The 12,166-nt window shown below is 36.5% G+C and carries 12 protein-coding genes; all 12 read left to right on the forward strand.

Annotated elements, in window-relative coordinates; all coding sequences use genetic code 11:
* Positions 1–7: 7 nt before the first annotated feature.
* Positions 8–2,524: an ATP-dependent Clp protease ATP-binding subunit gene (locus ACZZZW_RS02805; RefSeq protein ID WP_463492219.1), complete on the forward strand. Its 2,517-nt coding sequence runs from the start codon at positions 8–10 to the stop codon at positions 2,522–2,524.
* A 52-nt stretch (positions 2,525–2,576) separates the two neighbouring features.
* Entirely contained in the window at positions 2,577–3,023 is a 447-nt protein-coding gene (locus ACZZZW_RS02810; protein WP_055912059.1) for a hypothetical protein, read from the forward strand.
* 18 nt (positions 3,024–3,041) lie between these two features.
* Entirely contained in the window at positions 3,042–4,430 is a 1,389-nt protein-coding gene (locus ACZZZW_RS02815) for a DUF5458 family protein (protein ID WP_055912060.1), read from the forward strand.
* A gap of 122 nt (positions 4,431–4,552) precedes the next feature.
* On the forward strand, positions 4,553–5,125 hold the full coding sequence (locus ACZZZW_RS02820) for an NAD(P)H-dependent oxidoreductase (RefSeq protein WP_463492220.1): 573 nt from the start codon (positions 4,553–4,555) through the stop codon (positions 5,123–5,125).
* A 353-nt stretch (positions 5,126–5,478) separates the two neighbouring features.
* Positions 5,479–5,874: a type VI secretion system tube protein TssD gene (gene tssD / locus ACZZZW_RS02825; RefSeq protein ID WP_025141859.1), complete on the forward strand. Its 396-nt coding sequence runs from the start codon at positions 5,479–5,481 to the stop codon at positions 5,872–5,874.
* A 106-nt stretch (positions 5,875–5,980) separates the two neighbouring features.
* A complete protein-coding gene (tssD, locus tag ACZZZW_RS02830) occupies positions 5,981–6,376 on the forward strand; it encodes a type VI secretion system tube protein TssD (RefSeq protein ID WP_025141860.1) in 396 nt (131 codons plus the stop codon).
* A gap of 345 nt (positions 6,377–6,721) precedes the next feature.
* Positions 6,722–8,584, forward strand: coding sequence for a type VI secretion system Vgr family protein (locus ACZZZW_RS02835; RefSeq protein WP_055912122.1), 1,863 nt, complete (start codon positions 6,722–6,724; stop codon positions 8,582–8,584).
* 2 nt (positions 8,585–8,586) lie between these two features.
* Positions 8,587–8,763, forward strand: a complete 177-nt coding sequence (locus tag ACZZZW_RS02840; RefSeq protein WP_157255475.1) for a hypothetical protein — start codon at positions 8,587–8,589, stop codon at positions 8,761–8,763.
* Between the two features lie 2 nt (positions 8,764–8,765).
* Positions 8,766–9,740: a hypothetical protein gene (locus ACZZZW_RS02845; protein WP_055912120.1), complete on the forward strand. Its 975-nt coding sequence runs from the start codon at positions 8,766–8,768 to the stop codon at positions 9,738–9,740.
* Between the two features lie 9 nt (positions 9,741–9,749).
* A complete protein-coding gene (locus tag ACZZZW_RS02850) occupies positions 9,750–10,685 on the forward strand; it encodes a hypothetical protein (RefSeq protein ID WP_055912118.1) in 936 nt (311 codons plus the stop codon).
* A gap of 134 nt (positions 10,686–10,819) precedes the next feature.
* A complete protein-coding gene (locus tag ACZZZW_RS02855) occupies positions 10,820–11,680 on the forward strand; it encodes a hypothetical protein (protein ID WP_463492221.1) in 861 nt (286 codons plus the stop codon).
* 4 nt (positions 11,681–11,684) lie between these two features.
* On the forward strand, positions 11,685–12,164 hold the full coding sequence (locus tag ACZZZW_RS02860; protein ID WP_055912127.1) for a DUF4280 domain-containing protein: 480 nt from the start codon (positions 11,685–11,687) through the stop codon (positions 12,162–12,164).
* Positions 12,165–12,166: the final 2 nt, after the last annotated feature.

Genomic DNA, 12,166 nt, shown 5'->3' on the forward strand with positions numbered 1-12,166 from the left:
GAAAAATATGGCAATTACAAATTTAAGCGAATCGGTAAAAACAGCACTGCATATCGCACAATCTCTGGCAAAGGAATACAGAAATGAAGTATTTTCTGCTGCCCATTTGCTTAAAGGATTAATGCATAAGGATGTTGGTTTACGTTCATTTATAACCTCAATAGGTAAAGATGAAGAATACATAAGCGAGTGGGCTGAAGTTCGGATTGATGAGCAGGCTAAATCAGCCAGTCTAAATGATACCGTAAGCGGTTCCCCGGAAATTGCTGTGATTTTTGAAGAAGCAGATAATGTACGCATTAAACTTGGTCTTGATCTCATTACGCCAGTATGCGTGCTAACTGCCTTGGCAAAACCTGGCATTGGTTTTCAGCCCGACCAGTTGAAATCATTCCCGATTAAGGAACGCGAAATTTTGGATCTTTACGTAAAAGACGAAGAAATATCGAGGGTAGTTTCGCCTGATAAAACAACATCAGGTACTGAAAACAAAAGCACAGGCAATGCGCTACATAAATATTGTATAGATAGGCTGCAAATGGTACGTGATGGCAAAACCGACCCAATAATTGGCCGCGATAAAGAAACGCGGATGATGATGGAAATTCTTTGCCGCCGAACAAAACCCAATGTAATATTAACGGGTGATGCCGGAGTAGGTAAAACAGCCCTGGTTGATGGATTCGCTATTGATATAGTAAACCAAAATGTTCCCGAAAGTTTAAAGCCTGTTCAGCTTTTTGAATTGGATTTAGGTTCTTTAATTGCGGGAGCATCTTATAAAGGAGAAATAGAAGACCGCTTGAAAAACATCATCAAAGAAGTAAAACAGTTTGAAAAAGCAGTTCTTTTTATAGATGAAATTCATACCTTATTAGATAGTAAAGGACCACTTGGCGCAGGCATTGGCAATTTATTGAAACCCGAACTGGCAAGGGGAGAAATTACAGTAATCGGTGCTACCACAATTGATGAATACCGTAAAATTATCGAACCCGAACAAGCCTTTAGTCGCAGGTTTGAAGTATTACAGGTAAATGAGCCAAACGAAGAAAGCACCATAAAAATGCTACAGAAACTGGCCATAAAGTACGAAGAACACCATACTTTAACAATAGAGCCTGATGCCTTGGGTGAATGTGTACGTTTGGCAAAACGTTACATGAAAGATAGGCGCCTGCCTGATTCGGCTTTCGACCTGTTAGACCGTACAATGGCCGCCATGAAAATGATGAACGATACTTCTGATCAGGTAATTGAGAGTTTGGAAAGCGATTTAGAAGTATTGAAAGCAAATTCAGATCAGTCAGAAGCCGATCAGTTTGCAGATTATAAATGGCTTTTTTCATTACTTCAGAATAAATTAAGTCCGGTTTTGCTTGGCCGTTTAACTGATGAAACACAAACCGATGCTTTCGAAACGGCTGATGAATATCAGGGTTATATCAACAGCAGTCTTCAGGAATTAAAAAAATACGCCGCAGAAAAAAGCGACCGCATAACAAAACAGGATATTGCCTCTATCGTTGCCTATAAAACAGGAATTCCGATGGGTAAATTGCAGGCAGGAGAAAAAGAGAAATTGCTCAACATGGAGCAATACCTTAAAAAACGTGTGGTGGGGCAAGATCAGGCATTAAAAGCAGTTTCTGATGCAATTTTGGAATCTCGTAGCGGATTGAACAAAAAAGGCCAACCCATCGGCTCATTCTTTTTATTGGGGCCAACAGGAACAGGTAAAACTGAACTCGCTAAATCAATCGCCGAATTTTTGTTTAATGATGAAAAGGCAATGATCCGCTTTGATATGTCCGAATTTAAAGAAGAGCATAGCGCAGCATTGTTGTATGGTGCTCCTCCGGGGTATGTAGGTTACGAAGAAGGTGGTTTGCTGGTGAATAAAATCAGACAACAACCTTATTCTGTATTGCTTTTCGATGAAATAGAAAAAGCACACCCATCAGTGTTTGATACTTTTTTACAGATTCTGGATGAAGGGCATATGCACGACCGTTTGGGGAAAGAAGGTGATTTTAGCAATTCACTTATACTTTTCACCTCAAATATTGGTAGCGAGTGGATTGCCGAACAGATAGGTAAAGGCATTATTCCTGCATCTAACCAATTGATGGAAGTAATGGCGGGGCATTTCCGACCTGAGTTTTTGGCCAGAATTTCTGAAATTGTTCCTTTTGCACCAATCAACGAAAGCAATGTAGTGCGTATTTTCGAAATCCAGTTAAGCAGCCTAATCCAATCTCTCAATAAAATGGGTATCGACTTTGAAATAGCCGATGATGCCAAGAAAATGATTGCCTTGGATGGCTTTACTCCAAAATATGGTGCACGTCAGTTATCTGCGGTAATCAGAAATCTGCTGCGCAGACCAATATCCAAATACATCATTTCGGGTGAACTAAAAAAAGGATCAAAGATTAAAGTAAGCAAACATCCGGATGAAGATCAGTTGGAATGGAATATTATTCAACCAGAAGCAGTAATATTGGAACAAAAATTGAGTTAAAACGTTAACTATTATATTAGAAAATTTAATCTTAAATCTAAATCAACATACTATGTTTAACTATGAAATTGGAGGTAATGAACGAAAAATTGATACCTCAGAAGCTTTCGCAGAAATTGCCCATAACAAAACACTTTTTGTTCAAAAACTTACCGATAACGAACCCATTAAACCAGAAAAGGTAGAAGGATTAAAAACGGTTAAAGAGGTGTTCGAACATTATAAACCAAATGTAAAAGTAGCTTTCGAAAAGCAGGATGGATCTACCGTTGGCGAAACTATAAATTTTAACGATTTGGGAGATTTTGGTGTAAAAAACATCATCAACCAAAGCAATTACCTCACCAATGTTAATATTGAGAGAGAAATGTCGCTTAATGTGATCAAACAATTAAAATCGAATAAAACTTTAAAAGCTACCCTTGATGATGAAGAAACTAAATCTGCATTCATTAGTGCTTTAAAGAATTTTGTTGATGAATTAGAGGAAAATAAATAATCTAAACGCTGAGAAAACATGTCAAACCCTCAAGAATTAAAAGCAGACCAAAATACATCCGAAGCAGGTTTTAAACCAGCCGAAGTAAAAACCATAGAAAAAACATCACTCAAAGATAACTTAGAAAAACTGGCCAGGGTTGGTGGTTTCGATTTGTTGGAAGCTACAGTTGATGGACTTCAGAATTTAAATCCTGAAAGAAAAGCCCGTAAGCAGATCTTTTTAACCGGCGACGAGAAAAAGAAAGAGCGCGAAGAGCTAAAAAAGAAAATTCAGCTTTGGATAGATGTACTTGAATCTTCCGGCTCTGTTGCGGATATGGTAGAAAAAAGTACCGAAAAGTTAAATGCTGCGGAAGAAAATCTGAAGAAAAACCTTGGAACAGCCTTAGAAAGTACTAAAGAATTAGAGCAAGCTTACAGATCGGTTCATTTGTTTTACAAAAATACCGAATCAGATAAACTTAAAAATGTGGTGCTCTTAAATGCATCAATGGATCAGATTAAAGATTTGGATAATCCTCGTTTTATCGATTATGTGGATGATGAGCTGAAACAAAATTACGATCGTTTGGATTTACGCAATAACTACTCATTAATGGTGGTTCCGGGTTATATGGGATCTAATAAAGTATTAGAAAGATGGGGGAAAATAGCGCACAATAACAAAGCAATGCTGGTAACAGATTTTGCCGATCTTGATCAGCCTGATGATGTACTTGATTTGTTTACCGCAGCAAACTTTACCGGAGGCGATGCTTTCAGATCTAACGTAATCATGACTTGTAACTGGTTGGTAGGCCGTGGAAAAGTTGCCGAGGTTGGGGAAGAAGATGACCTTACTGTACCTGGATCAGCTGCACTTGCAGGTAAAATGTATTACACACTAATGTCGCAGGTTACTGCCGGTAAAAAACATGGTGCAATAAACGAAGTAGATGGTGTAAAATTCGATTTAAAGAAAAGCGAAATCTCTCATTTAGAAAGAGTTGGCTTAGTGCCAATGGTAAATGAGTATGGCAAAGTAATGGCTTTCTCTGCGAAAACCCTATTTAATGGAGATAATATTGGCTTGCAAACATATTCTGTTGTTCGTGTATTTGATTATATCACCAAAGTATTGTTCGATTTCTTAAACAGAAGAGCATTCGAAAACTGGACTTCAAAAACCGAGCAGGATTTACGCGGGCAGATTGTTAAATTTTTAGATGGTATACAAGGTGCAGATCGTTTAATTGAAAGGTTTAAAATTATGCGTTTCGAAAGAGATGAACTTCAAAAAGACAGGATTCATTTAGATATCCACATTACCCCATATTTCCCGGCTAAAAGTTTTGTTGTAAAACTTGATGGGCATAAAGGTGAAGACGAAAGTACCACATGGAACTCGGAGTATAATCAACAATAGTTTTTGATTACTGAAAATAAAAACCCAACCTTAGCGTTGGGTTTTTTTATGGATATGCATAACACTTAACAAATTCTTTATAATTTTGTAATGCATCGGCCAGATCAGATTAATCAAAAAAAATGAAGCAAGTACTTATCCTAAATGGGGATATTGAAAAAAACGCATCTACAAATTTCCTGATTAACGCTTATAAGCAAGGTGCAGAAAGTGTTGGCGCAACTGTGAAAGAGTTGGCCATTATCGATCTGATATTTAATTCGAACAAACTGTTTAACAACAGGCAGATTGCCGAATTAGAACCCGATTTGCAGAAAGCCCTTACGGCGATTAGGCAAAGTAGCCATATTGTGCTCTTTTGCCCGGTATATGTAGATCATATTCCTGCCAAAGTTAAAGGCTTTTTCGATCGCCTTTTTATGCCCGATCAGATATTTAATACCCAACAGCAAAATGTAAACAACAATTTTAGCGGCCGTTCAGCAAGGATTGTATCTATTTTGGACGAAGCCACTTTTAAAGAGTGGAAAGCCAATAAAAAAACAACCTATTTATCCATTAAAAAGGCTGTATTTGAAAAGTGCAGAATGAGCCCTGTGCTTACCAATACAATAGGCGAATTGCATTCGCTAGAAAATCATTATAGCCAGAAATGGGTTGCTAAAATGGAAAAATTTGGAGCACAACTGATCTAAATTTAGTTTTTTTATCGGAGTGTAGAATAATAGAGTAAAATACTGGAAGTTGTTCTGGTTTTGCCCTAAATTGCTACACTTTGCCGATTATCGCTACACTTTGTAGCTTATTTTGTATTGGCTTGTATTTGTAACACTAAAAATATATTTTAACTTTTCCACATCTTATCCACAAAAATAATTCATTTAACTAACCATTTAGTGTGCTTTTTGCATTTTACTATCGTTTTTTGATTAAGGCTATCCATTATATATGAGCGATATAGATCATAATTGGCCTGATATTTGGTTTAAAGATTGAAGTAGCGGAGGCTACATAAAAATCAAATTTTTAACCTTTAAATTTTAAAACTATGGCTTTCAAAGCTAGATTAAATTTTTCAGGCAAGGAGTACGATGTACTTCATTGTGCCTATGCATTAAACCGTGATGTAGATGCTAAAGGAAGACCTTCTTCCGGAGTTTACGGCGGTACCATCGACATTGAGATCGAATCAACCGAAGACACCTCAATTATCGAGGCGATGGTAAACAACCAGTACAAACCGATTACAGGAACGCTTCTGATCAAAAAAACAGAAGAAGATGCCAAAATGAAAGAAGTTAACTTCGAAGATGGCTACATTGTTAAGTATTCTGAAGGAATCAACATTGTTGGGGATCACCCGATGACGCTCAAATTCCAGATTTCGGCAAGAAAGCTTAAATTAGGCAACGCCGAGCACCTTAACGATTGGCCAAAAGCCTAGTTTGAGGTAAAAGGTGTAAGGTTTAGGGGCTGAGGTTTAATATTGCCTATGCTATTCTCAAACCGCCCAATGCAATTCATTTTTCAAAACATTAAAATTTACTACAATGGCATTCAAAACCCGTTTAAACTTAGGATCAAAAGAATTTGATGTACTACAGTGCAGCTTTTCATTAAATAGAGATGTTGACGCAAAAGGCCGTCCATCATCAGGTGTTTATGGTGGTACCATTCACATTGAAATCGAATCTACTGAAGATACTTCGGTAATCGAATCGATGGTTAACAACCAATATAAGCCACTTTCTGGAACATTGGTTTTCAAAAAAGGCGAAGAAGATGCAAAAATGAAAGAACTGTCTTTCGAAGATGGTTATATCATTCAATATAACGAAGGTATTGCCGTTAACGACAATACCCCGATGACTTTAAGTTTTGTGGTTTCTGCACGTAAGCTAAAACTAGGCAACGCAGAACACGAAAACGATTGGCCTAAAGCTTAATCATTTTTAATATAAAATCAATTTAATTGATACGCCCCGATTTATCGGGGCGTATTTAGTTAACCCATTATTGCGCTAAATTATATCATCCTAAATTATCATCCCAGGGTTAAGTAGCTATAACTACAAAGCCAGCTCGTAAATTAATGCTCAATTATGTCTAACCATCTCAAACATATTGCAGTAAAAAACATTTACTATTCAAGTAAAACGTTTGGTTCGGCAACCACACATAATATTCAGCAAAACATAGGTAATATTGAACACGGTTCCATTATTAATTTAACCGCACGTTTATATATTTAGTATTGGATTTGGGTATTGTTGTGATCAAGATAAATCAATATGGAAAAGAAACTCATTGCAGAAATTAATATAGAAGATAAGGAAATTACCCATTTTGCTTCCTTTAGTCTCCAGCAAGCTTTTAACGAACATAACTATTTCGAACTGCGTTTTAATCACGATCAAATGGGTGCACCCGGATTGATTAGTTTAGATGACAGCCGCGATTTTGTCGGTAAAACGTTAACTGCATCTTTTGGTCATTCGCCAGATGGTATGCAGAATTTTGTAGGTTTAGTTTCAAAAGTAGAACTGTCGCAAAGCCATGGTTATCACGGTGTTTTAATTGTAAGTGGTTATAGTCCAACTATTTTAATCGATCGTGGACCGGATTTAGGTTCTTATCTTGATAAAGATCTGAATGAAATTGTAAAATTAGCTACAAAAGATACCCCGGCTAATGATTTAAAAGTTATTGCAAACGCTGCAAGAAGTTCATCAATTGATTACATTATTCAATATAGAGAAAGCGATTTTTCGTTTCTAAACCGCCTTTCGGCCGAATACCATGAGTGGTTTTTTTATGATGGTAAGCAACTAAATTTCGGTAAGCCCGATACACAGAAAGAAATATCTTTGTTTTATGGCAGGGATGTGCAGGAAATGCAATATGCAATGGAAATTGCACCAATTAAGAACAAACGTTTCTCTTACAATCCAAAACAGAATGAGATGCTGCTGAGCGAAAGTTCTGGCAAAGTAGATGGCACACCTGATTTATCACATGCCATTAAAGCTTCTAATCTTACATTTAGTAAAACCTTTAATCAGCCCTCGCTGATCAGGGTAGATAACAATAACGACATAAAGAACCTGGTAGAAAATGAAGAGAAAGCCAATACCAGTGAACTGTTAAAGGTTACAGCCAAAGGTGATAATGCGGGCTTAAGCATTGGTAGTATTGCCGAAATTACCATGAGCCTTCGTAAAGAAATGGCTTTTACATCAGAAAGTTTGGGTAAATTCCTAATTACCAGTATCAAACACCACATTGATGAAAATGGTAAGTACCACAATACTTTTGAAGGGAAGATATCTACTACCGAACGCTTATTGGTTAAAAACTTCGAAAAACCTCAGCCGGATATGCAGTTGGCCGATGTAATCGATAATAACGATCCACAGGGCCAAGGGCGCATTAAAGTAAGGTTTAAATGGGAGTGTTTAACCAACGATGTAACCGAGTGGTTACGCGTGGTTACGCCAAGTGCCGGTATTGGCGACAGAGGAAATAACCGTGGATATTTTGCCATACCAGAAATTGATGATCAGGTAATGATTGCTTTTGAAGAAGGAAATATTGCACGCCCGGTTGTTATGGGAAGTGTGTATCACAGCTCAAGTGTAGATAGCAGTCCATTAATTAAAAACCACCTGAAAAGTATAATTACCAGGAGCGGGCACCTGGTTGAGTTTGATGATAATGAGAGTAGCCAGGGAATAAAAATTACGGATATCCATCAGAATATTATCCATATTGACACAAAGGGCAATAATATTACGATTACCGCTTTGGAGAACATGACACTAAACTGTAAGAATATGCAGATTAATGTAGGGGAGAATATGGATGTGCAGGTGGGTAAAGATCAAAGTACAAGCGTAGGTGACAATCAAAGTATTTCTGTTAACAAAGATATTTCGATGATTGCAGGAAACAATTATTCGCTAAGTGCTACAGGAGATATTCAGGAAAACTCTGATAACAGGACAGAATCTGTATCTAAAGACTTCATTAGGCAGGCTGAAACCTCGAACGAACTGGCTAGTGAAATTACTTTATTTAGTCAGAAAGAAAATATGACTTTGCAAAGTGGTAAAACCGTTGAGGTAAATAGTGCCGAGAAATCAAAATTGTTTTAATTATGGCGATTAAAAAACAATGTACTAATATGAGCATCCGAGTGAGAACCGATTATAAACTCATTGCTGGAAATAATATTGAAAAGATAGCCGATCATATTAATGTTGAAGCGAGACTTAAGAATCTTTTTCTTATTAGTAATAAAAAAGTGGTTGGTCAAGGTGGTAAATCGAGTTAGTTATGGCAAATGTTCAGTTTGGTAGTTATGCCCCGTCAGAAGAGCCCAAAGATGATATTCAGTATGTTTATTATACAAGAGAAGGCGAATATCTTGGTGGAATAGCGGGCAGTGCAAAAATTTACATCACTACAAAAGATAAATACGATCAGGCAGTTGCAGCAAAAAAATGGGAAACTGTTAATGATGAATCACAGTTAGTAAAATACGATGGTAAAGCGTTGATTCATGCAGATTTCAGATATATTGCTTATATCGTTAGCCATGAATCTGGTAATGCAGATATTAAGGAACTCAGGTGTGTGGCATTTACTAGCCACAACCGATCTGTTTCTACAAATAAAACCTGGCGTGCATTATTGGCTTCAGGATATTCATCGGTACCTAACAAAAAGGAGCTTCCAGATAAAAATGATGATAAATCTAAACTGTCAAGATATGCAGTACTTGATGTTTGTTTTGGAGTGAAAGACATTACAGACGGAGCAGAATTCTGGGACGGAACTGACTTTCTTGCCTGGGGAAATTCTGAAACAAATCCATACAATAAGTTAGGGCAGAACAAATTTGACGAATATAAATTTGTAGAAATTCCAAAAAACATTTATGATGAGTTTGTGGCTGCAAACGGTACATCTGCAAGATATAAAGATAAAGGCAATCATGATGATAAAACAGATAAAGGTACGCATGAACATATTACGAAAAAAATTAAAAAACCTGTAAAGGGACCAGATGGGAAACAAATTAAAGGAGCCGATGGCAAACCCTTATTTGAAGAAGTTGATGTTCCCGATAGAATTAAATATGCAGTTCCATCGTCAGATTTTAGTGATCAGAAGTACTGGGCAGGTGGAAACTTTTATTATGAAACAGGTGTAAAAACTACAAATGGTATTTCGGCCACCATTACCGCAGGGAAAAGTATTTTCTGGAAAATCACCCCTACAAGTTTAACAGCCTCTACCCCAAAGTAACCAGTAGCCATGATTAAACTCATCAATATCGTAATTCTGAATTTCCTATTTATGGGCTGTACGGTAGCACAACCAGGAAAAAAGATTGCAAATAGTTATAATGGTATTTTATTAACCCGTTATGTATCAGCTAAATATGAACAAGAGAACGAGCGTGATACAAGCAAAATTTTGTATGTACATAATACCTTGGGCGACAGTTTATTTGTTTACAAAGTTGCTGGTGGGATTTTGTCTGAAGCTACAGCATATGTGCTAACCTCAACAAATAATGGACTTAATCTTCATATTAAATCGGTATTAAGTAATTCAGATGTTAATGAAGGTTTAAAAGTCATATTTCAAGATTCGGATCATAGCGTGCTGATCAATCAAAATGATCGCTATATACTGTACCCTAAATTTTATTCCTTGCTAAAACAACAGGTTGAGGTTAAACATTCCATTTTAAGTCTTTTCGATTTTCTGGAAGATTATATTGAGGATTATGAGATTACCGATATTTATCCAATTTTACTTTCCGCAAATCAGGGGAGATGGGAAAAAAAGATTCAGCAATCAAAGGTTACGGTTAAAAGAAGCCAGTCACAATTAAAAGATACCTGGAATTTTAAGTATCAATATAATAATAAGGGTAATATTGAGTCGGTTAAAGCAGCTTCAGCAGATGAAGTGCACTTTAGTAAAAAGATTAGTTATTTAAATCCGGCTGCTATTGAGATGACAACTTATCGCAACAATGAAGATCGTCAGATCACATCACGTAAAGCAGTATTCAGTCCTTCAAAATCTATTCCGCTTAAGTGGAAAGATAATGTAGAAGAAACGGGAAAAAACTTAGAAACGGAGATTTTCACAACCATTGCCAGAAAAAGCCTTAGTAAAATAAAGTTAATACATATGACGCAGGCGGAAGTATTAAAACTCGTTAGGCAAGTGAAATAGCCTGTTAGTAATAAGTAGAATGTTAGATTTTATTATAAATTAAGGTGGACATTGCAAATAAAAAAATTTACTATCCTGGCAAAAGCGCTCTTCATTTAGAATGGCCCACTGAACAGTCTGTTAATTATAGTGTTGTGATTCATTTTGATGAGGAACAGGAAAGTAATGAGGTTAAATATCAATTGCGTATAACCCGATTAAAGCATGTTGATAAAGGTCAGGCCTTGTTCCAGATTGAGCGGATAAGTGATGTTTTTATTAATGAAACTTTACCGGATTTAATAGCAGACCGTTTAGCTTATGCCACTGGAAAAGTTTTTTATCCTTTGGTTATTTCTGTAGATCATAATGGGGGGTTCAGAAATATTTATAATTATAATGAAATATTTAACCGATGGCCATCTGTAAAAAATAAAGTTTTAAATGACTTTGAAGGCGATCTGGTAGAAGATTACCTGCTGAAAATGGAACGACAGCTTTCCAATCAGGATAAATTACAGCTCGCATTTTTGAACCATGACTGGTTTCTTCATACTTTTTTTCGGCCGATTTATAAGGAATACGGAAGGAACCACACGATGGAAAACACGTATAAATTTCCAATTGTGCGGGATTTTAAAATTGAAGGATATCAAACAGTTGAGCAGCTAAGCACGGAGACTAATGATTTCGGCGGAATCGAATTGTTACATACAGGTAAGATTCTTTCGGTTGATGATGAATATTTTGGGGATAAAATTACGGGAACTTATGAAGGGTATTATCTTTTACATCCAAAGAGTAAACGCATTGTTTCGCTTTTTTCATCAGTAACCTATAATGAAGCTGTGAAAACAAGTGTAAAAATAAAAATATCAATAATCCCTGATGGGGATCAAGAATTTGATCACGATTTTGTTTTGGATCCAAATGTTGATCGTTTGCCTGTTTCAGATATGGTTATTCTTGATGGTTCATCAAGAAAGGGATTTTGGGAGCGGTTATTTAATAAATAAAGATATGGCAGAAAAACACATTGTTGTTCAAGGTGCTCAATGCATGTGCAAGTATGGATCAGCACCTGATAAATTGAAGGTTCTTACCCATGCTAAAGAATATGCAAACGATAAAGATGGAAGCAAGAAGCCTATAGCAACTACAGTTGATATTAATGCAACTTTCGAAAAAAACATGTTCGGCTCATGTTCGAAGATGAACAATAAACCCTGTAGTGCAATTGTAACAAAATGGTCTGGTTTTTATGAAGAAACCATACTGTCTAATGGAGGTAAAATTTTGCTTGAAGACAGTAAGGCAACCTGCCCGGTTGGTGGTACAGATTGCATTGAAATTATTCATCATGGACAAAAAGCAGAAGCCTCAAAGCAAAACTTCGATAATGCAAATAAAAATGTACAATCACAACTTAATCCATTGTCAGAATCTTTAAATGAGTCTGCAAATGATTTTGAAGGCATGGAAGTAAGTGTTAAATCATAAGA

This window comes from Pedobacter sp. AC379 (genome assembly GCF_979258145.1).